Below are 26636 nucleotides of genomic sequence, written 5' to 3' on the forward strand. Positions count from 1 at the left end.
GTGAAGACGCCATGATTGCGCAGATCGTGAGCGGCGTGGCCATCGTGGCCGGCGCGGCCTGGGGCGCGGCGGCGCTCTGGTTCCAATCGCCGTTCCCCGGCCGCGCGCGCGCCGTCCTGCCGGCGGCCTGGCTCGCGCTCGCGGCCGGCGCACTGATCGGCCTGTCTATCGGACAGCCCTTGATTGCCTGGCTGTTCGGCGCCCTGCTGCTGGCGCTCTTGGCCTGGTGGTGGCTGGGTGTGCGGCCGTCCAACGAGCGCCAGTGGATGCCCGAGGTGGCGCGCCAGACGCAAGGAACGGTCGAGGGCGACATCGTCACCCTGCGCAACGTGCGCAACTTCGACTGGCGGTCGCGCACCGATTACGACATGCGCTGGGAGACCCACAGCTACGACCTGTCACGCCTGGAATCGGTAGACCTGGCGTTGTCCTACTGGGGCCGGCCCGCCATCGCGCACGCCTTGGTGTCGTTCGGTTTTGCGGATGGCCAGTACGTGGTGTTCTCGGTGGAGATACGCCGCAAGCTGCACGACGTGTTCTCGGAAATTGGCGGTTTCTTCCGCCAGTACGAGTTGTCGGTGCTGGCCTCGACCGAGGAAGACAGCCTGCGCGTGCGCACCAATGTGCGCGGCGAAGAAGGCTATCTGTACCGCGTGCACATGCCGGACGGCGCGGCTCGCAAGCTGTTCCTGGCCTATGTGGAGACCGCTACCCGGCTGGCGGACAAGCCGCGCTTCTACAACACGCTGACGGGCAACTGCACCACCATCGTGTACCGGCTGGCCGACCAGATCGTGCCGGGGTTGCCGCTGGATTACCGCGTGCTGTTCTCGGGTTATCTGCCCGAGTACCTGTACCGCCTGGATGCTCTGGAAGGAGCGGATAGTCCGCTGGCGTATCGGCAGGCCGGCCATTACACGCAGCGTGCCCGCGCCACCGCGGACGCGGCCGAATTCTCGCGCAACATCCGGCGCGGCGTGCCAGGCGTGCCACAGGCGCCCGCCCCCGCTCAGGATGGCGCGGCCGTGCCCGGCGCCGGCGCGCGCAGCCGCGCCAAGTAGGCGCCCAGTGTCTCCAGGTGGCTTTCTTCCGAGCGCAGCCCGACATGGCCGTCCGCCCTGACGGCCAGCACGAGGATATGCCGCACGCCGAGCCTTCCGGCCACCGAGGGATCAACATAGCCGTCCACGCCATCGACATCCGCATTCGCCGTCAGCGCGACCACGGCCTCGATGATGGCGCCGTCCGATAGCGGCTCGATCGCGGCGCGAACCTGGGCAAGCGCGTCCGCAGACGTCCGCGGGCCGCCCAGGATGAAGACTGTATGGCCCTTGCGGTGGGCGCGCTCATGCAACATCCCCGCGCCGCCCGCCGCAAGGCGTATCGGGATCTGGTCGGGCAGCCGCTGGCCCGGCGAAACCGGGTCGTGCCGGTCTCCCATGACGATGGGCGAATCGCGGTAATCGATGTCCAGCTCCGCCTCGGCAACGGCCTCGTGGTGCTGCGAGGCGCCATCCTCGAAGGCTTTGCGTATGGCGGCATTGCGCTCGCGCAGCACGTCCGGGTCAGTGGCCAGCTGGGCGCTCTCGGCCTCGTCGCCCGACGCCAGCACGCGCTGCGCGGCCGGCCGGCGCTCCGCCTGGTAGCTGTCCAGCAGACTGTCCGAGCACTGGCCGCCGCAGACCAGCGCAAGCTTCCAGGCCAGGTTGACGGCGTCGTGCAGGCCGCTATTCATGCCATGGCCTTGGGCCGGACTGCAGGTGTGCGCGGCGTCTCCGGCCAGCAGGATGCGACCGGCCCGGAATTGCCGCGCGACTTTGGTGTAGCAACGGAAGCGCGCCGGATGGGCCACGTCCTCGAAGTTCGCCTCGGGCAGATAGCGCCGCAGCGTGGACAAGGCATCGGCCACCAGATCGGAGTCTTCGGCAGTAGGCCGCAGATACACGCGCCAGCGCTGGCCCGGCAGCGCCGTCAGGATCACCGGGATCCTGTCCAGGTAGGCGTAATTGGCCTCGAAGATCTCGGGCCAGCCGCTGATCGCGGCGTCGAACACCGCCCAAGGCTGGCTGATGTCGTGGCCGTCCTGCTCGATGCCTGTCAGCTCGCGCACCGTGCTGTGGTGGCCGTCGCAGCCTATCACCCACTCGGCCAGCACTTCGATTGCGCCGCCCGGCTGCTCGATCCTGGCCAGCATGCCGTCCGGCCGTTCCTGCAGATCCACCAGCTTGCTGGCCCGCTGGACGGCGCCGCCGTGGCTGGCCAGATAGTCGGCGAGGATGGACTCCGTGACCTCTTCCGAAATCCCGATGTTGTAGGGGTAGCGGCTGCCGCAAAGGTCCAGATCGATCTCGCCCAGCACCTTGCCGTCGGCATGGATGCGCGCGCCGCGCTGCTTCACGCCCGCGGCCAGCAGCGGCTCGACGATGCCCAGCGAATCGAAGATCTCCAGCGAGCGGGGGTGGACCACCGTTGCGCGGTCCCATTCCAGCGGCCGCTCGTGCGCATCGATCAACAGGCACTGCACGCCGCGCCGTTGCAGCTCGGCGGCGGTGAGCAGGCCCGCCGGACCGGCGCCCACCACCAGGACTGTCGTTGCAATCACCATGATGTCGCCTCGAGAAATTTCGAGGCGACCTGGATTGCGCCTCGGCACGAACCAAAAAAAGTAAGGCCGCGCATCGCTGGCCGTCAAAGATATTGAGGCTTACGCCGCTGGCATGACGCCGCGGACGGATCTCAACCTTTTGGACCGATCCCTGGCGACTCAGGGGTGGCCGGCCAGCTGCGCGGCCTCGCCCAGCAGCGCGTCCAGCAGGCGGCGCGCCGGCACCGTCAGCGGCGCATCGGCGCGGTGCGTCACGTAGATGACGGTCTTGGGCAAGGGATCGATGATGTCCAGCCGCACCAGCCCCAACGCCGGCCCGTAACGGTCCAGGAACCCTTGCGGCATGATGCCGATCAGGTCCAGCTGCGGCATCAGCGCCAGCAACGTGGAAAAGGACTCGCATTCCAGCTGCAGGTGCAGCGCGCGTGCCTGCGTTTCGTCGCTGTACAGCGCCCTGGGATCGCCGGGCCCCTGCGCCGGCCCGGTCAGCACCCAGGCGGCTTCGGCCAGTTCGCTCAGGCGCCGGGCGCCGGCCAGCGGATGCGACGCCCGCGCAACGATGACCGACTGGCTTTCGAACAGCGGCTGCACGGCCAGGTCGCCTCCCCCGCCCGCTTCGGGCAGCGGCCCCAGCGCCATGTCAAGTTCGCCCGAACGGATGCGCTCCAGCGCCTGCGGATACAGCGTGTCGCGCACCCGCAGCCGCACCTGCGGCCAGCGCGCGCCGTAGCGCGCCACCGCGCCCGGCGCCAGCAGGATGGCGGCGGCGGGCGATACGCCCAGGGTCACCTGGGCTTCGGCGCCGCGCAGGTGCCAAGCCAGGTCTTCATGAGCCTTCTCGATTTCTCGCATGACGACCGCGGCGCGCGCCGCGAGGATCTCGCCGGCCTGCGCCAGCCGCACGCCCTTGGGCGTGCGCACCACGAGTTCGGCGCCGACCTCTTCTTCCAGCTGGCGCAGCGACTTGGTCAGCGCCGGCTGCGACACGTTCAGGACCTGCGCGGCGGCGCGCATGCTGCCAGTCCGGGCCAGGGTGAGCAACAGGTTCAGATGCTGGAGTCGCAAGCCGCCTCTCCGGCCGATTACCTGGGGTAATCGACATCAAAACAATTCAAGGGATGCGCGCGCAGGCCGTCGATAGAATTCCTGCATGCCCCAATCGGAGACAGGAGCCTAGCATGACCCGAGGCGTGAAGAACATTCTCTTCATCATGTGCGACCAGCTGCGCTACGACCATCTTTCCTGTTTCGGCCACCCCAGGCTGAAGACCCCGAATCTGGACGCGCTGGCCGCGCGCGGCGTGATCTTTGACCGCGCCTTCGTGCAGTCGCCCGTTTGCGGCCCGTCGCGCATGAGCTACTACACCGGACGCTACGTGCATGCGCACGGGGCCAGCTGGAACTTCGTGCCGCTGAAGGCCGGCGAGATGACCATCGGCGACCATCTGCGGCCGCTGGGCGTGCGTTCCGTGCTGGTGGGCAAGACCCACATGCGCGCCGACATGGCCGGCATGTCACGGCTGGGCATAGACCCGGCCTCCGTCATCGGCCGCCGCATTGCCGAATGCGGCTTCGACGCCTACGAGCGCGACGATGGCATCCATCCGTATTCTGGCCACGACCCGGACCCGCGCTACAACGACTATCTGCGCGCGCAGGGCTACGGCGGCGACAATCCCTGGGAAAGCTGGGCCAATTCCGCCGTGGACGCGGACGGCACGGTGCGCTCGGGCTGGTTCCTGAAGTACTCCAACCTGCCCGCGCGCGTGCCCGACGAGCATTCGGAGACGCCGTACATCACGCGCCGCGCGATGGACTTCATCAGCGAGGCGGGCGAGCAGCCCTGGTGCCTGCACCTGTCCTACATCAAGCCGCACTGGCCCTATCTGGCGCCTGCGCCCTACGCCGGCATGTACAACGCGCAGGACGCGCTGCCTGTGGTGCGATCGGAGGCCGAACGCGCCGACCCGCATCCGGTGTACGCCGCGATGATGCAGCATCGCGTGTCGGCGACCTTTTCCGAGCCCGGCGTGCGCGAAGCCGTCATGCCGGGCTACATGGGATTGATCAAGCAGATCGACGACCAGCTCGGCGCGCTGTTCCGCTTCATGGAGGCGCGCGGACTGTTCGACAACACCATGATCGTGTTCACGTCCGATCACGGCGACTATCTGGGCGACCACTGGATGGGGGAAAAGGACCTGTTCCATGAACCCGTCATCCGCGCGCCGCTGATCGTCTACGACCCGGATCCGCGCGCCGACGCCGCCCGCGGCACGCGCTGCGCGGCCATGGTCGAAGCAATAGACCTGGCGCCGACCTTCCTGGAGGCCTGTGGCGGCGTGCCGGTGCCGCACATCATGGACGGGCGTTCGCTGCGGCCCCTGCTGTTCGGCCAGACGCCGCCGGATTGGCGCGACCACGTCATCTGCGAGTACGACTACGCCTTCCAGGATTCGCGCATCGCGCTGGGTACGCCCGCGCGCCAGGCCTGGCTGCGCATGGTGCGCGATGAACGCTGGAAGTACGTGCTGGCCGAAGGCTACCGGCCGATGCTGTACGACCTGCAGGAAGACCCGAACGAATTCGTCGACCTGGGCGCCTCGCCCGCGCATGAGGCGGTGCGCAAGCGCATGGAGGAATTGCTGTTCCGCTGGGCGCGCCAGCCGCGCCAACGCGCCACGGTGGCCGACGGCACCATCGAATCGATCGAAGTCCAGCCGCGCATTTCCGAGGGCGGCATCCTGATCGGCTATTGGGACGAAGCCGACCTGGCCCGCGCCAGGCAGACGTTCAAGCCCCGTTTCGCATCATCCAACCCGCTCGTGAAGCCGACGCTGGATCGGCTGTCGCAATCCTGAGGAGTGCAGCATGATTCTCGAAACCCCCGACATCACCCGCGCCCAGGCCGGCCTGGACGGCGTCTCCTGGAACATCCTGGGCCAGGTGTACGTGCCCAAGCAGGTCAGCCTGGACAGCATTTCCTGGCACGCCACGTTTCCGGAAGAGAGCTTCGTGCCGCCACACGTGCACCCCAACCAGGACGAGTACATCTTCGTGCTGGACGGCCGCATCGACCTGCTGCTGGACGGCAAGAAGACCTCGGCCGGCCCCGGCGACCTCGTGCGCATGCCTCGTGGCGTGCCGCATGCCTTCTTCAACAATTCCGGCGTCGCCGCCACCGCGCTGTTCTGGGCCGCGCCCGCGGGCAAGCTGCTGGAGCTTTACCGGCGCATCCACAACATGTCGAGTCCGGCGGAGGTCGTTGCGGTGGCGCCGGAGTACGACGTGATCTTCATGCCGCCTGTCTCGTCAGCGGCCTGAACCATGCGCCGCCGCACGCTACTGAAGGGCCTGTCCGGCGCCCTGGCCTGTACCCTGCCCTGGGCCGCCCGCGCCGCGTACCCGGACAAGCCCGTACGCATCATCGTGCCGCTGCCGGCGGCCAGCCCGCCCGACGTGCTGGCGCGCGTGATCGGCGAAAGGCTGCAGCGCCTGTGGGGGCAGCCGGTGGTGGTGGAGAACCGGCCCGGCGCGACCGGCATGATAGGGCTGGACGCCGTCGCCCGCAGCGCCCCCGACGGCTACACCGTGGGCATCATGTTCCTGACGCATACCGTGCTGCCGGCGCTGTTCGGCAAGGTGTCGTACCGCACGGATGGCGACTTCGCGCCGATCGCGAACCTGGTCTGGCTGTATAACGCCCTGCTGGTGGCGCCAGGCAGCGAGTACGCCGACGTCCGCGGCCTGGTCGAACAGGCGAAACGCCAGCCCGGCAAGCTCAGCTACGGTTCCGGCGGCAACGGCTCGCCCGCCCATCTGCTGGGCGCGGCCTTCTGCCAGGCGGCCGGCATAGACATGCTGCACGTGCCGTTCAAGGGTCCTGCGGAAGCGGCGCAGGCGCTGATGGGCGGCTACGTGCAGACCATGTTCGCCACCGCTTCCGTCGCCGTGCCGCTGGCGCAGTCCGGCAAGCTGCGCGCGCTCGCCGTCACGCGCGATGGCGGCATGGCCGCCTTGCCCGGCGTGCCCACGCTGGCCGAGGCCGGCGTGCCTGCGTTCAACCTGAAAGAATGGGAGGGAATCGTCGCGCCCGCAGGCACGCCGCCAGACCTGATCGCCAAATGGAACGGCGCCATGCAGACCATCCTGGCCGACGCCGAGGTACGCGACAAACTCGCCGGCCTGGGCATGGAAGCCGCCCAGGCCAACACGCCGGCCGAGTTCGCCGGGCTGATACGCGGCGAGCTGCAACGCTGGTCGGCGTTCGTGTCGGAACAGAAGCTGCGCAACGGATGACGGGCGGGCGGCCAAGCCCGGCCGCCTACTTCGCCACGCCCCCCACCCTGCCCAGGAACTCCAGCACCGCCAGATAGGAGCCTTCGTTGCCCGCCGCGTTGGCGCTGGGCGTGCCGCCCGCGTCCAGCAGCAGGCCGGACATCGCGTGCGGCTTGCTGATCAGGGTCGCGGGCAGGCAGGGATAGTGCACGTGATGGCCGGCGCCCATGCAGACATGGTGGAAGGTGGGCAAGCCATGTTCCTGGCGCCGCCGCATGACGATTTCAGAGTACGCGGTGCTGGGCCAGAAGCCGTCGTCCGACGCGCTGACCAGCAGCACCGGACCAGGATAGTTCTCGACCGGAATGCGGGCGCGCTCGAACGCCGCGCTGTCGCGCGTGGCGCTGAGAAAGGCGTGCGTCTGGCGGTACGGCGGCTGGGACGCGTAGGCGGCGTCCCAGTTGGCGCTGGCGTTGTCCTGCCACAGGTGCGGCAGCGGCTCGCCGCCCTTGGTCCAGACCTGCGCGTCTCGGCCGGTGCCGGGCGCGCCAGCGCTGACCACGCCGTGCATCACGGGCGAAGGCACATAGGCGACCACTGCGCTTACCAGGTCCGGGTAATGCGAGGCCACCAGCAGCGAGGTCTCGCCGCCGCGGCTGATGCCGGACAGGGCCACGAAGCCGTCGCGCGGCTTGAGCTCCGCGCGTGCCCAGCGCAGCGCATGCTCGAAATACTCCAGCGGCATGTCGTTCAGATACTTGGGGCGGCCCTCGTAGTTGAAGATGGCCAGCGCCAGGCACTGGTAGCCGCGGGACGCGAACAGCGCCGCGCGCGGCGCGTTGACGCCGCCGGACGAGCCGTTCATGTAGATCACCAGCGGATGCGGGCCCGGTCCGGCGGGGGTGTAAAGCTCGCCCGACAGCGTCATGCCGCCGACTTGCTCGCGCACGCTGCGGTGCGTGACGCCTTCGGCCTGGAATTCCTGCACCAGGGTCGCCGCGGCGGACTGGCGTCCGTCGCTGGCTTCGATGCGGATGACGAGCGGCTCGGTCCGGTCCGGCGGGAACACCACGCTGGCCACGTCCTCGCAGGCCATGGACCAGACGATGCCCATGGCCGCGGGTTCGGCGTAGCTGCCGGACACGGGGCAATCGCGGGACAGGTCCAGGCTGCCGTCATGGCCCGCCACGAATACCGCTTGCGAGCGCCATGGCGCGCCGCACATCGTCATGCTGGCCGTGACCGTGATGAAGGCGTAGGCCGGAAAGCCGCTCACGCGGATCTCGCGCGTCACGTCGATCAGGGCGCGTTCCGGGGTGACGGTGATGCTGGGTTGTTCTGCCACGGTGGCTCCTTAGCTCTTCAGGTCGGTCTTGGGCACGCCGTTGGCCTTGATGACCTGGGCCCACATGGCGGATTCATCGGCGATGACCTTGTCCAGGTCGGCCGACGAGGTGAACTCCACGGTCACGCCCTGGTCCGCGAACTGCTGCACCAGGCTGGGATCGCGCGTGCCTTCGCGCACGGCGTTCTCCAGCGCCGCGACCACGGGCGCCGGCATGGCGGCCGGACCCGAGATCATCATGCGGGTATAGAGCTCGAAGCCGTCCACGCCCGCTTCCTTCATGGTGGGAACGTCGGGCAAGCTGGACAGGCGCTTGTCGGAGGTGACCGCCAGCACCTGGAGCTTGCCAGACTTGATGTTGGGCAGCGCCGAGGTCGGGAAGTCGAAGGTGCTCTGCACCGTGCCTGCCATCAGGTCCAGCAGCGCGGGGCCGCTGCCCTTGTAGGGCACGTCCTGGAACTGCGTGCCGGTCTTGGACTGGAAATGCAGCAGCGCCAGGTGGTTGATCACGCCCCGGCCCGCATGCGCGCAAGTGATGTCGCCGGGCTTCTTCTTGGCCAGCGCAATGAATTCCTGCACGTTCTTCACGCCCAGGTCGGGATGCACGATCAGCAGCATCGGCGACTTGCCCATGGAGCCCAGCTGCTTGAAATCCGACTGCTGGTAAGGCAGGTTGTTGTAGAGCAAGGGATTCAGGATCATGCCGTTGGTGCCGGCGAAACCCAGCGTGTAGCCATCGGGCTCGGCGCGCGCCACCGCCACCGTGGCGATGATGGCCTGGCCGCCGGGACGGTTTTCCACCACTACGCTCTGCTTCAAGGTCTTGCCCATGCGCTCGGCCAGGGCGCGCGCCGCGATATCGGTCAGCCCGCCAGGGGCAAAGCCCACCAGCAGGCGCACGGGACGGGTCGGAAAGGTATTCTGGGCCCAGGCGGGGCGCGAGATAAGGGGCAACGCGGCGAGCGCGCCCAGGGCATGGCGGCGGGTAAATCGCATACAACTCTCCAGGCAAGGACAACGCCCCCGCGCCCGGGAGAGGCCGCGGGGCAAAGCAATCGAAGGGAAAGGACGCGCGGGCCGCTCACCTTACGGCGAGCTGTCACGGCGTCAGTATGTTGTATGCAATACCGCGGACGGGCTATCTAGGGATATCCCGAGGCTCTCCGTGGAGCAAGCGAGCGCTTTATTCCGAACAGCGGTATTTGGTATGCGATCTGAGGGCGCTAGGCCTTGGTCATCAGCTTCTTCCAACCTTCCAGCCCCAGCCGCTTCATCGTATCGATGTTCTTCTCGTAGATTTCGGCGGCGTCCGGGAAGGACTCCACCGCGCGGTCGATGCTGTCTTCGCGCAACAGGTGCAGGATCGGGTACGGCGACCGGTTGGTGTAGTTCTCGATGTCGTCCGGCTGCGTGTCGGCAAACTGGAACTGCGGATGGAAGGTGGCCACCTGCAGCTCGCCCACCAGACGCATGCGCTTGAGCAGACGGTCGGACAGGTCTTCGAAGTCATTGAAATCAATGAAATCGTCCAGCGCGTCGGGAATGATCAGCAGCGTGGTGTCGATCTTTTCCGGATCGGCTTCGGCCAGCAGCGCCAGTTCGTCCTGCAGGTCGGTCAGAACGCCTTCGGCGTCGGTGGCATCGCTGACGGCAAAGCGGATCTGGTCCTTGACCTGCACCGCCTTGGCGAAGGGACAGAGGTTCAGGCCGATCACGGCCTGGTTCAGCCAGTGCTTGGTCTCAGCGACCACGTTGGCGTAGGCGTCGGAAGTGGAAATCATGGGTGTCCGTCCTGGAAAAAAGAAAAGCGCGGGCGTTGCGGCCCGCGCTTTGAAGAGCGTCGCCGCCGCTTACGCGGTGGGCATGGCGGCCATGGTCTGGGCCACGGCTGCGGTCAGTTTCTTGCCGTAGGGCACGTGCAGGAATTCATTGGGGCCGTGGGCGTTGGACTTGGGGCCCAACACGCCGCAGACCATGAACTGGGCCTTGGGAAAGCCCTTCTGCAGGATGCTCATCAGCGGAATGGTGCCGCCCTGGCCAATGTAGCCGCAGGACGCGCCGTAGTATTGCTGCGAAGCCGCATCCAGCGCCTGGGTCAGCCAGGGCGCCGAGGCCGGGGCGTTCCAGCCGGTGGCGGCGCCTTCGTTGGCCTTGAAGATCACCTTGGCGTTATAGGGCGCGTCGGCTTCCAGCAGGGCCTTGATCTCTTGCGAGGCGGCCACGGCGTCGATCAGCGGCGGCAGGCGCAGCGACAGCTTGAATGCAGTGCGCGGGCGCAGCACGTTGCCGGCGCTGGACAGCGGCGGCAGGCCTTCGGCGCCGGTCACCGACAGCGTCGGACGCCAGGTGCGGTTCAGCAGCGCCTGCTCGGGTTCGGTCGTCATGGGCAGCACGAAGCCGCCGTCGGCACCGCAGCTCCAGGGGAAACGGCGCCAGACTTCGTCGCCCAGGATGCGCGCGGTGGCGTGCACTTGTTCCACGCGTTCGGCGGGGATCTCGCAATGCAGGCTCTGCGGCAGCAGGCGGCCGGTGCTGCTGTCTTCCAGGCGGTCCAGCAGATGGCGCAGGATGCGGAACGAGGACGGCACCACGCCGCTGGAGTCGCCCGAGTGCACGCCTTCGTCCAGCACCTGGACTTCCAGCGTGCCCGACACCATGCCGCGCAGCGAGGTCGTCATCCAGAGCTGGTCGTAGTTGCCGGCGCCGGAGTCCAGGCACACCACCAGGGCCACGTTGCCCAGACGGTCGCGCAGCGCGTCCACATAGGGCAGCAGGTCGTAGCTGCCGGATTCTTCACAGGTTTCGACGATGCCCACGCAGCGCGGACGCGGAATGCCCTGCTTGTCCAGCGCCATGATGGCGGTCAGCGAGGCGTACACGGCATAGCCGTCATCGGCGCCCCCGCGGCCGTAGAGCTTGCCGTCTTCGAGCTTGGGGGTCCAGGGGCCGAGGCCTGCGCGCCAGCCGGAGAATTCGGGCTGCTTGTCCAGGTGACCGTACAGCAGCACGGTGTCGCCGTTGTCGCTGCGGGTGGCGGGCGCGTCAAAGAAGATGACGGGCGTGCGGCCCGGCAGGCGCACCACTTCCAGCTTCAGGCCGGAGACTTTTTGCGCCTCGACCCACTGCGCGGCGTCGCGCACCACGCGCTCGATGAAAGCGTTCTTTTCCCAGTCCGCGTCGAACGCCGGGCTCTTGGCCGGGATGGCGATGTAGTCGGTCAGCGCCGGGATGATCTCGTTGTCCCATTTCTCGTCGACGAAAGCCTGCAGGGCCTTCGGGTCCAGGGTGGGAGGAAGAGCGTCTTCGGGGATGCGTGCGTTCATGGCGCGGGATCCTGTGTGCGGGAGGGGGTAGGCAATCCGCTATTTTATGCCTGTGTGGCGCGGCTGGCACCTTTTGTCCCTGGTTGTTGTCGGCGCCGTGAAATGGTGCCGCCATGTGGTGCCGCCCTGTGGGCCGCAGATCTGGCCCATGAACAAAGCCCCCAAGGCGCAAACACGCAGGGGGCTTTGGTTCAGTTCACGGCCAGCCCTCCGGGCCGGCCGCCTTATGGGCCAAGGTCAGCGACGCAATCAGGCGCCGAGCAAAGCCGGTTCGCCGTTGCGGCCCACGGCCGGCGCGTCGGCGTCGATCACGCGGCCGGTCTGCAGCTTGAACACGGCCACGGCTTCGCGCAGGCGCTGCGCCTGGGTTTCCAGCGAGGCTGCGGACGCCGCGGCCTCTTCGACCAGCGCGGCGTTCTGCTGCGTCACGCTGTCCATCTGCGACACGGCCTGGTTGACCTGCTGGATGCCCTGCGACTGTTCTTCAGATGCGCTGGAAATTTCGTTGATGATGTCCGTCACGCGACGCACCGAGACCACGATTTCCTGCATGGTGGCGCCGGCGGCTTCCACCTGGTCCGAACCGACCGATACCTTCTGCACGGAGTCGTCGATCAGGCCCTTGATTTCCTTGGCGGCGGCGGCGCTGCGCTGCGCCAGGGCGCGCACTTCGCTGGCAACGACGGCGAAGCCCTTGCCCTGCTCGCCGGCGCGCGCCGCTTCCACTGCGGCGTTCAGCGCCAGGATGTTGGTCTGGAAGGCGATGCCGTCGATCACGCCGACGATGTCGGCGATGCGGTTGGAGCTGTCGGCAATGCCGCGCATGGTGCCGACCACGTCGCCCACGGCCTGGCCGCCGCGCGTGGCCACTTCGGACGCCGCCACGGCCAGCTCCGAGGCGCTGCGCGAGCTTTCCGCGTTGTTGCGCACGGTGGAAGACAGTTCATCCATGCTGGCGGCGGTTTCTTCCAGCGAGGCGGCCTGCTGCTCGGTGCGCGAAGACAGGTCGATGTTGCCCGCGGCGATCTCGCGCGCGCCGGTGTGGATCTCTTCCACGCCCAGCCGCACGGCCGACACGGTACGCGCCAGGCTATCCTGCATGCGCTTGACGGCGGCGTAGAGCACGCCGATTTCGTTGTTGCCGCGTTGCTCGATGCGGTTGGTCAGGTCACCGCCGGCGATGCGGTCGAACAGACGTCCGGCTTCATGCAGCGGACGGAACACCGCGCGGCCGAACACCGCGTACAGGCCCACCACCAGCGCGGCCACCACGACCAGCAGGCCGATCAGGACGGCGATCGCGCCGTTGATGCGGGTGGAGGCGTCGCGCGCCACGCGCTGGCCGACTTCGTCGGCGTAATCCACGTACTTCTGGATGGCGGCGGTAAAGGTCAGGCCCAGCGGCGTGACTTTTTCCAGGTTGAGGCGGTTGGAATCCTGTGCGTTACCGGCACGGATGGCCGCGATCATGGGCACAATGGCGTCGCGGTGATAGACGTCGTAGGCCGCCAGCGCCGCGTCCAGCAGGGGCTTGCCCTGGGGCGAGGTTTCGGGTGTCTTGCGCGCTAGGTCGATCAGCTCGCCGGCCTTCTTGGTGTAGCCGTCCAGGCGCTGCATGCTGGCCAGGTTGTCCAGGCTTTTGCCTTCCATCAGCGCGGTCTGCGCGGCCAGCAGCACCAGGCGGGCGCGCAACAGTTCGGCGCCAGCGCCGTTCACCGCATTGGCGCGGACCAGGTTGGTGTCCAGCAGCACTTCGATGGAATTGCGGTTGGAGGTCAACTGCTGGTGGACGGCGATGCCGGTTAGCAGGAAAAGCGCGAAGAAAACGGCTAAAGCGGTCGTCAAGACCGCGCGAATACTGAGATTCTTGAACATTGGGGTCACTCCGGGTTGCGTGTAGCGGCTACCTATGCTTTACGACAGGTTGCAATGAAAAGTTAAACATCTCATTTGATTGCATGAGGCATTTCGTTCCGCGCCGCGCTTGTCCAACACAATTAACAACGATTATCATTTGCAGTTTTGGACCTGACGGGAACCCATCGTGACGGCGGCCACCCAGCCCACGGCGCACCATGCCTTGAACCTGCTCTACCGCGACCATCACGGATGGCTGGCGGGCTGGCTGCGGCGGCGGCTGGGTTGCGCCCACGATGCCGCGGACCTGTCGCACGACACCTACGAACGGCTGCTGAACTCGGGCCGGCTGCCCGAAGCCGGCCAGGCGCGCGCCTTTCTCACCCAGATCGCCCGGGGCCTGGTGGTGGACCTGTACCGCCGCCGCGCCCTGGAAAGCGCCTACCTGGACGCCCTGGCCAGCTTGCCCGAAGCGCACATGCCATCGGCCGAGGCGCGCGCGCTGGCGCTGGAAACGCTGATGGCGGTGGACGCCGCGCTGGACGCCCTGCCCGCCCGCGCCCGCCAGGTCTTCATCCTGTCCCGGTTCGAGGGCCGGACCTATTCCGACATCGCGCAAAGCCTGGGCGTGTCGGTGGCGCTGGTGCGCAAGCACATGCTGCGCGCCGCCCAAGCCTGCCTGGCCGCGCTGTGAGCGCCCGGCACGGGGACATCCCGGAACCGATACTGGCTCAAGGGCTGGAATGGCTGGTCATCCTGTGGTCCGGCGAAGCCAGCGCCGACGAACGCGCGGCCTGGCAGCGCTGGCGCGCCGCCCATCCGGACCATGAGCGCGCCTGGCAGCAAGTGCAGCGGATCGATACGCGACTGATGGACGTGTCGCCCGAGGCATCGGCCCAGGCTCTGGCCCGCTCGGGCCGGCAGGCGGGACGCCGCAAGGCCCTGCGCTTGATGGGCTGGGCGGTGCTGGGCGCCGGCGCCGCGGGCCTGGCGGCCCAACGCCTGCCTTGGCAGGCCTACGCCGCCGACTACCGCAGCGCCGTAGGCGAACGGCGCGAAATCACGCTGGCCGACGGCACCCGGCTCGTACTCAACGGCGACAGCGCCGTGGACATGGAATACACCGCCGACACACGCCGGCTGGTCCTGCGCCGCGGCGAGATCTACGTGCAAACCGGCCACGGCCCGGCCGCCGCGGGCCGCCCCTTTTTCGTCGCCACCGCCTTTGGCGACGTGCAGGCGCTGGGCACCCGGTTCACGGTGGAGCAGCAGCGCGACCGGATACGGGTCGGCGTCTATGAAGGCGCGGTGGAGATCCAGCCGTTCCGGGGCCGCCCCCTGCGCCTGGACGCGGGCCAATCCGCCGCGTTCACGCCGCTGGCGGCCGAGCCGATGCTGGACGCCTTGCAGCAGGCGCCAGCCTGGCTGCGCGGCCAACTGGTGGCCGAACGCCTGCGCCTGGCCGATTTCCTGGAGCAGGTCGGACGCTACCGGCGCGGCGTGATCCGCTGCGACCCGCGCGTGGCCGACCTGATCGTGTCGGGCGTGTACGCCCTGGACGACACGGACCGGATCCTGGCCTCGCTTGCAAGAGCCCTGCCGCTGCGCGTGTCGCGCTACACGAGCTACTGGGTGGTGGTGGAACCCAGATAGCCCTCCACAAAAAAATTTCGCGAAAACCGTAGCACTTTTTATTTCTCGTTCGGGATACCTGCATATCCGCAGCATTCACGTCCGCAACGAGGAACCCACTACATGCAAGCCCGCTCCACTCCCAAGCCCGCCCGCAGCACGCTGGCGCTGGCCCTGACCGCTTTGGCGCTGGCCGCGCCCCCCGCCGCCATGGCCGCGGAACCGGGCGCCCCCTCGCCCCAGGAGCGGGCCGCCAGAAGCTACGACATTCCCGCCGGCCCGTTGGACCAGGGGCTTAACGCCTATTCGCAGCAGGCGGGCGTGACCATCACCATCGACGGCGCCCTGACCGCGGGCCGGCGCAGTCCCGGCCTGCGCGGCGCCTATGGCCTGAACGCGGGCTATGCCGCGATCCTGGCCGGCAGCGGCCTGGCGGCGCGCCTGGAAGGCGGCGGCTACGTGCTGCGTCCGCTGCCGCCCGGCGCGGCCGGCGTCTCCACGCTGGAGCCGGTCACCGTGCGGGCCTCGAGCGTAGCGCCCGACAGCTACGTGGCCGAGGAAACCCGGGCCGGCACCAAGACCGACACGCCCATCCTGGAAGTGCCGCAGTCGATCTCGGTGGTAACGCGCGCGCAGATGGAAGCGCAGAACGCGCAAAGCGTGACCGAAGTGCTGCGCTACGTGCCCGGCGTGACGGTGGAAACCTACGGCGTGGACCCCAAGGGTTTCGATTGGGTCATGCTGCGCGGCTTCAACGCCCAGGCCACCAGCGACTATAAGGACGGCCTGCGCCAGGCGACCTCCGGCTACACCCTGTTCCGCAGCGAACCCTATGCGCTGGATCGCATCGAGGTGCTGCGCGGCCCCTCTTCCGTGCTGTACGGCCAGGGCGACGCGGGCGGGGTCATCAACCGCGTGAGCAAACTGCCCTCGGCCACGCCGCACTACGAGGCCGAGCTGGAGTACGGCAGCTTCCAGCGCAAGCAGGCGGCGGTCGACCTGACCGGCCCGGCGACCGAAGACGGCACGCTGATGTACCGCGTCATCGGCGTGGCGCGCGACGCCAACACGCAATTCACCTATCCGAACGGCGACCGGATCTCCGACGACCGCCTGTTCCTGGCGCCTTCGCTGACCTGGGCTCCTTCCGCCGCGACCCGCTTCACGCTGCTGACGGAGTACCTGCGCGACCGCTCCGGCGGCACCATCGGCACGGTCACGGTCAACGGCAAGCCCACCAATCTGCGCAACGGCGATCCCAATTTCAACCGCTACGACCAGGACCAGAAGAGCATCGGCTACCTGTTCGAGCACCGCTTCAACGACACGCTGCAGGTACGGCAGAACCTGCGCTACGGGCGGGTCGATTCGATCCTGGACAACATGTTCCTGGCCGGCCTGACGCCCACCGGCATCGCCCGCACAGCCCGGCGCTACGACGAAAGCATGACCGCGCTGGCGTTGGACAACCAGGCTCAGTTCGACCTGCGCACCGGCCCGCTGGCCCATACGCTGCTGCTGGGCCTGGACTTCAACCGCAGCAGCGCCGACGTGTCGCGCACCATGGGGCCGGCGCCCAGCCTGAACCCGTTCGACCCGGTCTATGGCGTGGACGTGCCCACGCCAACCATACCGCTGGCCAACTACCTGGAACGCACGCACCAGACTGGCCTGTATCTGCAGGACCAGGTTCGCTTCGATGAACGCTGGGTGCTGACCCTGGGCGGCCGCTACGACTGGTACAGCCAGAAGACTGAAAACCGCATCCTGAACAACGACACCGACCAGAGCGGCAGTCGCTTCAGCGGCCGCGCCGGCCTGAACTACGTCATGCCCAACGGCGTCGCGCCCTACGTCAGCTTCGCCCAGTCCTTCCTGCCCAATACCGGGACCTCGGCGCCGGCCAATGGCAGTTCTCCGTTCGCGCCCTCGCGCGGACGCCAATGGGAAGGCGGCATCAAGTTCCAGCCGCCCGGGTCGAATGCGCTCTACACGCTGGCGGTCTTCGACATCAAGAAGAGCAACGTGCTGACCAATGACCTGCAGAACCCCGGTTTCCAGGTCGCCTCGGGCGAAGTGCAATCGCGCGGCGTGGAACTGGAAGGCAAATTCAGCCTGGGCGATGGCTGGGACTTCACCGGTTCCTATACCTATGTGCGTGCCCGGATCACCCGCGCCAACAACGGCACCGAAGGCAACCGTCCGGCCCTGGTGCCCGAGCACAGCGCCTCCGGCTGGCTCAACTACACGGTGCGCAACAGCGCCCTGGCCGGGCTGAGCCTGAGCGCGGGCCTGCGCTACGTGGGCTCGACCTACGGCGACAACGCCAACACGCTGAAGATCGCCGGGCGCACGCTGGTGGACGCGGGCGTGTCCTATGCGGTGGACAAGCACCTGACGCTGTCGGTCAACGCCACCAACCTGTTCGACAAGGAATACCTGGCGACCTGCTCCGACCTGAGCGATTGCTATCCGGGAAGCCGGCGCAGCGTCATCGGCCGGGTGAAGTACCAGTTCTGAAGTACCAGTTCTGAACTCCGCAATGAAAACGCCCCGCCAAGTAGCGGGGCGTTTCGCGCAAGCGCCGGGTAACGAGCCCCGGCGCCAGCGCACGGCTTACTTCAGCCAGACGCGCGCGTTGCGGAAGATGCGCATCCAGGGGCTGAACGCGCCGCCCTTGTCCGCCTTGCCCCATTTCTCGGGCGCCCACGACATCATGACGTTGCGCGTCACGCGTTCCGGGTGCGGCATCATGACCGTGAAGCGGCCGTCGGCGGTGGTGACCGAGGTCAGGCCGCCCGGGCTGCCGTTCGGGTTGAACGGGTAGGCTTCGGTGGCCTGGCCGCGGTTGTCGATGTAGCGTGCGGCGGCCAGCAGGCGGCTGGCGTCGCCCTGCTGCGAGAAGTCCGCATAGCCTTCGCCGTGCGCCACGGCCACCGGAATGCGCGCGCCTTCCATGCCGGCGAAGAAGATCGACGGCGACTTGGCCACTTCGACCATCGCCAGGCGGGCTTCGTACTTCTCCGACAGGTTGCGCGTGAAACGCGGCCAGAACTCTGCGCCCGGGATCATCGGCGCCAGCGCAGCCATCATCTGGCAGCCGTTGCAAACGCCCAGCGCGAAGGTGTCGGGACGCGCGAAGTAGGCGGCGAACTGGTCCGACAGCTTGCTGTTGAAGCGGATGGTGCGCGCCCAGCCTTCGCCGGCGCCCAGCACGTCGCCGTAGCTGAAGCCGCCCACGGCCACCAGCCCTTGCACCTGAGCAAGATCCACGCGGCCGGACAACAGGTCGGTCATGTGCACGTCGACGGCTTCAAAGCCGGCAGTGTCGAAGGCCCAGCCCATTTCCACTTGGCTGTTGCAGCCCTGCTCGCGCAGGATCGCCACGCGCGGACGCTTGCCGGTGTTGATGAAGGGCGCAGCCACGTCTTCCTGGGGATCGAAGTCCACGTTGGGGCTCATGCCCGGGTCCGTGGCGTCGTTCCAGACGTCGAGTTCGGCCTGGGCGCAGGCCGGGTTGTCGCGGCGCGACATGATGCGGTAGGACACTTCGCTCCAGGCGCGGCCGAGTTCAGCGCGCGGCTGGCCCCAGACCTTCTTGCCGTCGCGGTAGAACTCGACTTCGTCGGCGCCGTTCAGGCCGCCGATGACATGCGAGTGCGCCGACAGGCCCGCGCCGCGCAGCACCTGCATGACGGCGTCGCGCTGGGCGGCCGGCACCTGGATGACGGCGCCGGCTTCTTCGGAGAACAGCGCCTTGAGCGTCAGTTCCTCGCGCTGCACCGCCACCTGCTCGGGGCGGATCTTGTAGTCGCCCCAATCCGCCGATTGCGGATCGAAGGTCAGCATGTCCAGGTTGACCGAGATGCCGGTGCGGCCGGCGAAGGCCATTTCGGTCAGGGTCGCGAACAGGCCGCCGTCGGAACGGTCGTGGTAGGCCAGGATGGTGCCGGCCTCGGCCAGGGTGCGAATGGTGACGAAGAAGGCGCGCAGTTCTTGCGGCGCGTCGATGTCCGGCACGGTTTCGCCGACCTGGTTATAGGCCTGCGCCAGGATCGAGCCGCCCATGCGATGGCGGCCGCGGCCCAGGTCGATCAGGATCAGCACGCTGTCGCCAGCGTCGGTGCGCAGCTGCGGGGTCAGGCTGGCGCGCACGTCGGCCACGGGCGCGAATGCCGTGACGATCAGCGACACCGGCGCCACCACCTGGCGCTGTTCGCCGTCCTGTTCCCAGGACGTCTTCATGGACAGGGAATCCTTGCCCACCGGGATCGACAGGCCGGTGGCCTGGCAAAGTTCGCTGACGGCCGACACGGTGTCGTACAGCGCGGCGTCCTGGCCGGCAACGCCGCAGGCGGCCATCCAGTTGGCCGACAGCTTGATGTCTTCCAGGCGCGCCACGTCGGCGGCGGCCAGGTTGGTCAGGGCCTCGGCCACGGCCATGCGGCCGGAGGCCGGCGCGTCCAGCATGGCGATCGGGGTGCGTTCGCCCATGGACATGGCTTCGCCGCGGAAGCCCTCATAGTCCGCCAGCGTCACGGCGCAATCGGCCACCGGCACCTGCCAGGGACCGACCATCTGGTCGCGGCTGGACAGCCCGCCCACGGTGCGGTCGCCGATGGTGATGAGGAAGGATTTGTTGGCCACCGTGGGGTGGCGCAGCACGCGGTAGGCGGCTTCGGTCAGGTCGATGCCGGCCAGGTCCAGCGGCGCGGACACGCCGGGCAGGCGCGTGACGTCGCGGGTCATGCGCGGCGGCTTGCCCAGGATGACGTCGATCGGCACGTCCACCGGACGCACTTCGGCTTCGCCCTGCGGACGGATCGTGTCCAGGCCAGGCAGTCCCTCGCCGTCCACCACGCGCAATTGGCGCTCCTCGGTGGCCACGCCCACCACCGCGTAGGGGCAGCGTTCGCGGCGGGCGATGGCGTCAAAGCGTTCCAGGTCCTTGGGCAGGATCGACAGGACGTAGCGTTCCTGCGATTCGTTGCTCCAGATTTCGGCGGGCGACAGGCCCGATTCTTCCAGCGGCACGCGCTTCAGGTCGAAGATGGCGCCGCGGCCGGCGTCGTTGACGAGTTCCGGGAAGGCGTTGGACAGGCCGCCCGCGCCCACGTCGTGGATCGCAATGATGGGGTTGTTCTCGGCCTGCTGCCAGCAGCGGTCGATGACCTCCTGGGCGCGGCGCTCGAGTTCAGGGTTGCCGCGCTGGACGGAATCGAAGTCCAGCTCGGCCGAGTTGCTGCCCATGCTGATGCTGGAGGCGGCGCCGCCGCCCATGCCGATGCGGAAGCCCGGACCGCCCAGCTGGATCAGCAGCGCGCCCGGAGGAATCACGTCCTTGTGCGTCAGGCCGGCGTCGATGCTGCCCAGGCCGCCCGCGATCATGATGGGCTTGTGGTAGCCCCAGCGCGTGCCGCCGGCGGTCTGCTCGAACGAACGGAAATAGCCCAGCAGGTTGGGACGGCCGAATTCGTTGTTGAACGCCGCGCCGCCGATAGGGCCGTCGATCATGATGGACAGCGGCGAGGCGATGCGCTCGGGCAGGCCATGATGGTCGGCTTCCCAGGGTTGCAACGCGTCGTCAAAGCGCAGGTGCGACACGGTGAAGCCGGTCAGGCCGGCCTTGGGCTTGGAGCCGCGGCCGGTCGCGCCTTCGTCGCGGATCTCGCCGCCCGCGCCCGTCGAGGCGCCGGGGAACGGCGCGATCGCGGTCGGGTGGTTGTGGGTTTCCACCTTCATCAGCGTGTGCACGGTGGTGTCGCGGCGGATGTACCTGGCGCCTTCGACGCCCTCGCCGGTCACGCCCGGCACGCCTGCCTGGAAGCGCTGGGCGGGGCCGCCTTCCATGATGGCGGCGTTGTCCGAATAGGCGACCACGGTGCCTTCGGGCTGCGCCTTGTGGGTGGCGCGGATCATGCCGAACAGCGTGTTGGGCTGTTCCTGGCCGTCGATCACCCACTGGGCGTTGAAGATCTTGTGGCGGCAGTGTTCGCTGTTGGCCTGCGCGAACATCATCAGTTCCACGTCGGTCGGATCGCGGCCCAGGTCGGTGAAGGACTTGGCCAGGTATTCGATTTCGTCGTCCGACAGCGCCAGGCCCAGCGAGATGTTCGCCTCGGCCAGGGCTTCGGCGCCGCGCGCCTGCACGTCGACCGTGCGCATGGGCTTGCCGGCCAGCGGCTGGAACAGCGCCTGGCCGTCGAAGCTGGCGTCCACCACGGTTTCCGTCATGCGGTCGTGCAGGCAGTCGGCCGCGCGCGCCAGCATGGCGTCGTCGAAGGACTTGGTACCCAGCAGGCCGCGCTCGGGAGTGATCACGTAGCGCACGCCGCGTTCGATGCGGTGCACCGACGCCAGGCCACAGTTGTGGGCGATGTCGGTGGCCTTGCTGGCCCAGGGCGAAATCGTGCCCAGGCGCGGAATCACCAGCAGGGACAGGCTCTTGGCCGGCGCGTCGCCGGTGGCGGGAGTGCCGTAGTCCAGCAATTGGGTCAGATGTTGCTGCTGTTCGGCCGTCAGGGCCGCGTCGGTGCTGACGAAGTGCTCGTAGCGGGCGGATATGTCGGCCACCGGCAAGCCGGCTTCCTTCAATTGCGCCAGGAGGCGATCGCGACGGAAGGAGGACAGGACGGAGGAACCAGGCAGATGCTGAACTAGGGACACGATGCGGGCGCCGTATAAAGAGAGGAGAGCAAAAAGAGATTTTACCTGTTTAGGGGGTTTTCCCGGAGCCGTTGTTCAATCGATCCCGAACGCCCCTGTTTCGGCCATTGTTACAAAAGAATTCCGAAGGCCGCGCACCGGGATGGTGCGAAGCAGCATCCGCGCCAACTCCGCGCCGCTGCGAATCTTTCCTAATACCGCCCGGCGCCCTGCCTGCGGTTTTATATTGCGTCGCAACATGTTGCGATCATCCCGCACCGCGGGAAAACACGAACTTCCGGTCCCACGGCGCGACGGTAGGATGCAGCGACCCCCATTAACGCATGGCGCCTACCCGCGCGCCGGCCGCTGCCTCACATGTCCCGCCCCGAAGCCCCCGCCGAGCCTGTCGAACCGATCATTCCCGCAGAAACAGATCCCGCAGTCAAAGTACCGCTGGCCATCGAGGACTGGCTGGCCGTGATCCTGCTGGCGACCCTGGCCATCATCACCTTCCTGAACGTGCTGGTGCGCTATTTCACCGACCAGTCCTTCGCCTGGACGGAAGAAATCTCGGTGTTCCTGCTGATCGTGCTGACCATGGCGGGCGGCAGCGTCGCCTTCGTGCGCAACCACCACATACGTATCGAGATCCTGGCGGACTCCGGCTCCCCGCGCCGCCAGCGCATCATGGCGCTGATCTCCAACGGCTGCGTGCTGGCCTTCTTCCTGCTGCTGACCGTGCTGTCGGTGAAGCTGGTTGCCGACGAATATATCTACGAAGAAACCTCGCCCGCCATCGGCGTGCCGACCTGGTGGTATTCGATCTGGCTGCCCGTGATGGCCGCGGCGATCTCGCTGCGCACCATCGGCACGCTGCGCCGCATCGCCAAGAGCGGACGCGCCGCCGGGCAGGATCAGCAATGATCGCCGCCATCCTCTTCATCGTCTTCATCGTCCTGATGCTGATCGGCGTGCCGGTCGGCGTGGCCCTAGGCCTGGGCGGGACCGTGGCCATCGTGCTGTCCAACCTCGACACGCCCTGGTATGGCCTGCTGACCGTGCCGCAGAACTTCTACGCCGGCCTGGCCAAGTATCCGCTGCTGGCCATCCCCATGTTCGTGCTGGTGGGCTCGATCTTCGACCGCTCCGGCGTGGCCAAGCGGCTGGTGGATTTCGCCATTGCGATCGTCGGCCGCGGCCCGGGCATGCTGCCGCTGGTGTCGATCGCGGTGGCCATGTTCCTGGGCGGCATCTCCGGCTCCGGCCCGGCCTGTGCCGCAGCGGTGGGCGCGGTGATGATCACCGCCATGTCGCGCGCCGGCTATCCGGGCTCGTTCTCGGCCGCCGTGGTCGCGGCCGGCGCCGCCACGGACATCCTGATCCCGCCCTCGGTGGCCTTCATCATCTACTCGGTGCTGGTGCCCGGCGCCTCGGTGCCGGCGCTGTTCGCCGCCGGCATGATCCCCGGCATCCTGGCCGGCATCGCCCTTATCGTTCCGGCGGTGTGGCTGGCGCGCAAGCACAAGATGGGCGCGCTCGAAGCCCACCTGCCCCGCCCGCCCTTCTGGGCCAGCCTGCGCGAAGCCTCATGGGGCCTGGCCGCACCCGTCCTGATCCTGGGCGGCATGCGCATGGGCTGGTTCACGCCCACCGAAGCGGCCGTGGTCGCAGTGTTCTACGGCCTGTTCGTGGGCATGTTCATCCACCGCACCATCAAGCTGCGCGACCTGTACACCATTCTGCGCGAAGCCGCCGAGCTTTCCGCCGTCATCATGCTGGTGGTGACGCTGGCCGGCATCTTCGCCTGGGCCCTGTCCACGCTGAGCGTGATCGATCCCATCACCCACGCCATCGTCAACTCCGGCCTGGGCGAATGGGGCGTGCTGGCGCTGCTGATCCTGCTGCTGATGACGGTGGGCATGTTCCTGGACGGCATTTCCATCTTCCTGATCTTCGTGCCGCTGCTCATGCCCATCGCCAACGCCTATGGCTGGGATCCGGTGTGGTTCGGCGTGATCCTGACCTTGAAGGTCGCCCTGGGCCAGTTCACCCCGCCGCTGGCCGTGAACCTGATGGTGTCGTGCCGCATCGCGCGCGTGCCGATGGAGTCCACGGTGCGCTGGGTGGTGTGGCTGCTGGGCGCGATGTTCCTGGTGCTGGTCGCGGTGCTGGTGTTCCCGCAGCTGGCGCTGTGGCTGCCCAAGAAGCTGGGTTATTGAAAGGGCCGAACGGGGCGACCTCAAGGGGCGCCCCCAAGGCCGGCGGTACCGGTATTCATTACAACAACAGACACGCAAAGAGAGGAGACGCAACATGAAATTCCGCAACCTGATCGGAGCAGCCCTGTGCGCGGCTGCCGTCGTCGGCATGGCGCCCGCGCATGCGCAGAACTACAAGTCCGAGTACAAGCTCTCCATCGTGGTCGGCACCACCTTCCCCTGGGGCCAGGGCGCCGAGATCTGGTCCAACCTGGTGCGCGAGCGCACCCAGGGCCGCATCAACATCAAGGTCTATCCCGGCACGTCGCTGGTCCAGGGCGACCAGACGCGCGAGTTCACCGCCATCCGCCAGGGCGTGATCGACATGGCCGTGGGCTCCACCATCAACTGGTCGCCGCAGGTCAAGCAGTTGAACCTGTTCTCCCTGCCCTTCCTGATGCCCGACTATGCCGCCATCGATGCGCTGGTGCAGGGCGACGTGGGCAAGGAGATGTTCAAGCTCATCGAGAAAGCCGGCGTGGTGCCGCTGGCCTGGGGTGAAAACGGCTATCGCCAGCTCAGCAATTCCAAGCACGAGATCAAGAAGCCCGAAGACATGAAGGGCCTGAAGCTGCGCGTGGTGGGCTCGCCGCTGTACATCGACACCTTCACCGCGCTGGGCGCCAACCCCACGCAGATGAGCTGGGCCGATGCCCAGCCGGCGCTGGCCAGCGGCGCAGTGGACGGCCAGGAAAATCCCCTGTCGATCTACACCGGTTCCAAGCTCTACACCGTCGGCCAGAAGTACCTGACGCTGTGGAACTACGTGGCCGACCCGCTGATCTTCGTGGTCAACCGCGAGGTGTGGAATTCCTGGTCCGAGAAGGACCGCGACATCGTGCGCCAGGCCGCGCTGGACGCCGGCAAGCAGCAGATCGTGATCGCGCGCAAGGGCGTGACGCCTGAAGACCCGTCGCTGCTGAAGGAAATCGCCGGCCACGGCGTGACCGTGACCTCGCTGTCGCAGGCGGACCACGAGGCCTTCGTCAAGGTGACCAAGCCGGTCTATGACAAGTGGAAGAAGCAGATCGGCGAAGACCTGGTGAACCTGGCTGAAAAGTCGATCGCCAGCCGCAAGAAGTAAGCCCGCTAGAACAAGCAGCAAGCCCCAGGGGAACGGCGGCGCAAGCCGCCAACCGAGGCAGGGACGTCAGATCCCGCCCACCAACGGGCGCCAGCCACAAGCTGGCGCCCGTTTTCTTTCATGCGGGATAGCTGACTTCCAGGATGTCCAGCTCTTCGATACCGCCGGGCGTGCGCAGCACCACGGTGTCGCCCTCCTTGGCCTTGATCAGCGCGCGCGCCACCGGCGAGATCCAGCTGATCTTGCCCGCCAGCGGCTCGGCCTCGTCGACGCCCACGATGGTCACGTTGTGTTCCTCGCCAGCCTTGTCCGAATACAGCACCGTGGCGCCGAAGAACACCTGGTCGCGGTTGGGTTGCGCGGCCGGATCGACCACTTCGGCGATATCCAGCCGTTTGGTCAAGAAGCGCATGCGGCGGTCGATCTCGCGCAGGCGCTTCTTGCCGTACAGATAGTCGCCGTTCTCGGAACGGTCGCCGTTGGACGCGGCCCACGACACCACCTGCACGACAGAGGGGCGCTCCACGTTCATCAGGTGTGTGAGCTCGCTGCGCAGGCGCTCGTAGCCGCCGGGCGTCATGTAGTTCTTGGTGCCGGCAGGCAGCGCCTGGGCTTGCGGCAGATCGTCGTCGTCCTCGTTGTCCGACTCTTTGACAAAGGCTTTGTTCATGGCGGTTGCGCCGGTCGGGCGCGATTACAGTCGATTGTGTGCAAGGGCTGGCGACATGGCCGCCGCCTGCGTCAGAACCAGTCGTGCCAGACCGGTTTGAGGTCGGGCGGCAGCGCCGGCAAGCGGCCCAGGTCCACCCGGCTTTCCTTCGGACTATGGAAGTCCGAACCGCGCGACGCCAGGAATCCATAGCGGCGCGCCACATCCGCATAATAGCGGGCCTCTTCCGGGGTATGGCTGCCGGTGTTGACCTCGATGCCGAGGCCGCCCAGCTGCAGGAATTCGTCGAACAGCGCGGCGAACTGTAGCGGCGTGTACTTGTAGCGGCCGGGATGCGCGATGACGGCGATGCCGCCCGCGCCGCGGATCCAGCCCACGGCTTCCGCCAGCGTGGCCCACTGCATGGGTACGTGGCCCGGGCGGTCGTCGCCCAGGTGCTTGGTGAACACGGTCTGCACGTCGGGGCAATAGCCGGCTTCGACCAGATAGCGCGCGAAGTGCGTGCGGCTGATGAGTTCGGGGTTGCCTGCGAACGGCAGCGCGCCTTCGTAGGCGCCGGGCATGCCCATTTCCGCCAGGCGTTCGCCGATGCGCTTGGCGCGTTCGGCGCGGCCGGAGCGGGTCTTGCGCAGGCCTTCGGCCAGCGCGGCGTTCTCGGCGTCGAAGCGCAGGCCCACGATGTGCACGGTGACGCCCGCCCAGGTCACGGAGATCTCGACGCCGGTGGCGAAGTCCATGTCCAGCTCGCGCGCCGCGCGGGCCGCTTCGGCCAGGCCGCCGATTTCGTCGTGGTCGGTCAGGGCCCAGACGTCCACGCCGTTGGCATGCGCGCGCTGCGCCACGTCGCGCGGCGCGAGGGCGCCGTCCGAGACGGTGGAATGGCAGTGCAGGTCGATATTCAATGTGCGCGCGTTCATCCAGCTATTGTAGAGAAGG

20 protein-coding genes are annotated in these 26636 nt (G+C 67.6%); 10 read left to right on the forward strand and 10 right to left on the reverse strand.

Annotated elements, in window-relative coordinates:
* The first annotated feature begins 11 nt into the window (after positions 1–11).
* Positions 12–1061, forward strand: coding sequence for a DUF4105 domain-containing protein (locus tag IB268_RS23055; protein ID WP_175181377.1), 1050 nt, complete (start codon positions 12–14; stop codon positions 1059–1061).
* On the opposite strand, the gene IB268_RS23060 is transcribed toward IB268_RS23055, so the two are convergent.
* Complete coding sequence (locus tag IB268_RS23060; protein ID WP_192354872.1) at positions 1010–2605, reverse strand: FAD-dependent monooxygenase; 1596 nt, start codon at positions 2603–2605, stop codon at positions 1010–1012. The genes IB268_RS23055 and IB268_RS23060 overlap by 52 nt on opposite strands.
* 159 nt (positions 2606–2764) lie before the next feature.
* The gene (locus tag IB268_RS23065; protein WP_125470632.1) at positions 2765–3670 is read right to left on the reverse strand and encodes a LysR substrate-binding domain-containing protein; all 906 of its coding nucleotides are present in this window, start codon (positions 3668–3670) and stop codon (positions 2765–2767) included.
* Positions 3671–3783: 113 nt separating this feature from the next.
* On the opposite strand from IB268_RS23065, the gene IB268_RS23070 reads away from it, so the two are divergent.
* The 3 genes from IB268_RS23070 to IB268_RS23080 are packed head-to-tail and all read left to right on the forward strand — an operon-like array spanning position 3784 to position 6904.
* Positions 3784–5466, forward strand: a complete 1683-nt coding sequence (locus IB268_RS23070) for an alkaline phosphatase family protein (RefSeq protein ID WP_054456255.1) — start codon at positions 3784–3786, stop codon at positions 5464–5466.
* Positions 5467–5476: 10 nt separating this feature from the next.
* Entirely contained in the window at positions 5477–5929 is a 453-nt protein-coding gene (locus IB268_RS23075; protein WP_054456254.1) for a cupin domain-containing protein, read from the forward strand.
* A 3-nt stretch (positions 5930–5932) separates the two neighbouring features.
* Positions 5933–6904 carry a tripartite tricarboxylate transporter substrate binding protein gene (locus IB268_RS23080; RefSeq protein WP_054456253.1) on the forward strand — a complete coding sequence of 324 codons (972 nt, stop codon included), beginning with the start codon at positions 5933–5935 and terminating at the stop codon, positions 6902–6904.
* A 25-nt stretch (positions 6905–6929) separates the two neighbouring features.
* On the opposite strand, the gene IB268_RS23085 is transcribed toward IB268_RS23080, so the two are convergent.
* The 5 genes from IB268_RS23085 to IB268_RS23105 all read right to left on the reverse strand — a co-directional run bounded on the left by IB268_RS23085 (position 6930) and on the right by IB268_RS23105 (position 13426).
* Positions 6930–8228 (reverse strand): acyl-CoA thioester hydrolase/BAAT C-terminal domain-containing protein, encoded by a 1299-nt coding sequence (locus IB268_RS23085; RefSeq protein ID WP_175181381.1) that lies wholly within the window; start codon positions 8226–8228, stop codon positions 6930–6932.
* Positions 8229–8237: 9 nt separating this feature from the next.
* Positions 8238–9224, reverse strand: a complete 987-nt coding sequence (locus IB268_RS23090; protein WP_054456251.1) for a tripartite tricarboxylate transporter substrate binding protein — start codon at positions 9222–9224, stop codon at positions 8238–8240.
* Between the two features lie 227 nt (positions 9225–9451).
* A complete protein-coding gene (locus IB268_RS23095; protein WP_054456250.1) occupies positions 9452–10009 on the reverse strand; it encodes a DUF1415 domain-containing protein in 558 nt (185 codons plus the stop codon).
* A 69-nt stretch (positions 10010–10078) separates the two neighbouring features.
* Entirely contained in the window at positions 10079–11551 is a 1473-nt protein-coding gene (locus IB268_RS23100; protein WP_054456249.1) for a M20 family metallopeptidase, read from the reverse strand.
* Between the two features lie 249 nt (positions 11552–11800).
* Positions 11801–13426, reverse strand: coding sequence for a methyl-accepting chemotaxis protein (locus IB268_RS23105; RefSeq protein ID WP_054456248.1), 1626 nt, complete (start codon positions 13424–13426; stop codon positions 11801–11803).
* Between the two features lie 169 nt (positions 13427–13595).
* Between IB268_RS23105 and IB268_RS23110 the strand changes: the two genes are divergently transcribed.
* From IB268_RS23110 to IB268_RS23120, 3 genes are all read left to right on the forward strand, one after another.
* Positions 13596–14102 (forward strand): sigma-70 family RNA polymerase sigma factor, encoded by a 507-nt coding sequence (locus IB268_RS23110; protein ID WP_054456247.1) that lies wholly within the window; start codon positions 13596–13598, stop codon positions 14100–14102.
* Positions 14099–15061 (forward strand): FecR domain-containing protein, encoded by a 963-nt coding sequence (locus IB268_RS23115; RefSeq protein ID WP_175181382.1) that lies wholly within the window; start codon positions 14099–14101, stop codon positions 15059–15061. The genes IB268_RS23110 and IB268_RS23115 overlap by 4 nt, the downstream gene beginning before the upstream one ends.
* A 102-nt stretch (positions 15062–15163) precedes the next feature.
* The gene (locus tag IB268_RS23120) at positions 15164–17560 is read left to right on the forward strand and encodes a TonB-dependent siderophore receptor (RefSeq protein WP_192354873.1); all 2397 of its coding nucleotides are present in this window, start codon (positions 15164–15166) and stop codon (positions 17558–17560) included.
* A 96-nt stretch (positions 17561–17656) separates the two neighbouring features.
* Here the strand turns inward: IB268_RS23120 and purL are convergent, their stop codons facing one another.
* Positions 17657–21706: a phosphoribosylformylglycinamidine synthase gene (gene purL, locus IB268_RS23125; protein ID WP_192354874.1), complete on the reverse strand. Its 4050-nt coding sequence runs from the start codon at positions 21704–21706 to the stop codon at positions 17657–17659.
* 357 nt (positions 21707–22063) lie between these two features.
* Here purL and IB268_RS23130 point away from each other — a divergent pair, with 357 nt between their 5' ends.
* The 3 genes from IB268_RS23130 (at position 22064) to IB268_RS23140 (ending at position 25030) form a co-directional block, all read left to right on the forward strand.
* Positions 22064–22612, forward strand: a complete 549-nt coding sequence (locus tag IB268_RS23130) for a TRAP transporter small permease (RefSeq protein ID WP_175213663.1) — start codon at positions 22064–22066, stop codon at positions 22610–22612.
* On the forward strand, positions 22609–23907 hold the full coding sequence (locus IB268_RS23135; protein ID WP_054456243.1) for a TRAP transporter large permease: 1299 nt from the start codon (positions 22609–22611) through the stop codon (positions 23905–23907). The genes IB268_RS23130 and IB268_RS23135 overlap by 4 nt, the downstream gene beginning before the upstream one ends.
* 94 nt (positions 23908–24001) lie before the next feature.
* A complete protein-coding gene (locus IB268_RS23140; RefSeq protein ID WP_119451268.1) occupies positions 24002–25030 on the forward strand; it encodes a DctP family TRAP transporter solute-binding subunit in 1029 nt (342 codons plus the stop codon).
* 118 nt (positions 25031–25148) lie between these two features.
* On the opposite strand, the gene greB is transcribed toward IB268_RS23140, so the two are convergent.
* Both greB and IB268_RS23150 read right to left on the reverse strand, forming a co-directional pair.
* Positions 25149–25700, reverse strand: a complete 552-nt coding sequence (gene greB, locus IB268_RS23145) for a transcription elongation factor GreB (protein WP_119451267.1) — start codon at positions 25698–25700, stop codon at positions 25149–25151.
* A 71-nt stretch (positions 25701–25771) separates the two neighbouring features.
* Positions 25772–26617 (reverse strand): 3',5'-nucleoside bisphosphate phosphatase, encoded by an 846-nt coding sequence (locus IB268_RS23150; protein WP_192354875.1) that lies wholly within the window; start codon positions 26615–26617, stop codon positions 25772–25774.
* Positions 26618–26636 lie beyond the last annotated feature (19 nt).

It is taken from the genome of Achromobacter sp. ACM01, assembly GCF_014851745.1.
Classification (GTDB): domain Bacteria; phylum Pseudomonadota; class Gammaproteobacteria; order Burkholderiales; family Burkholderiaceae_B; genus Achromobacter; species Achromobacter aegrifaciens.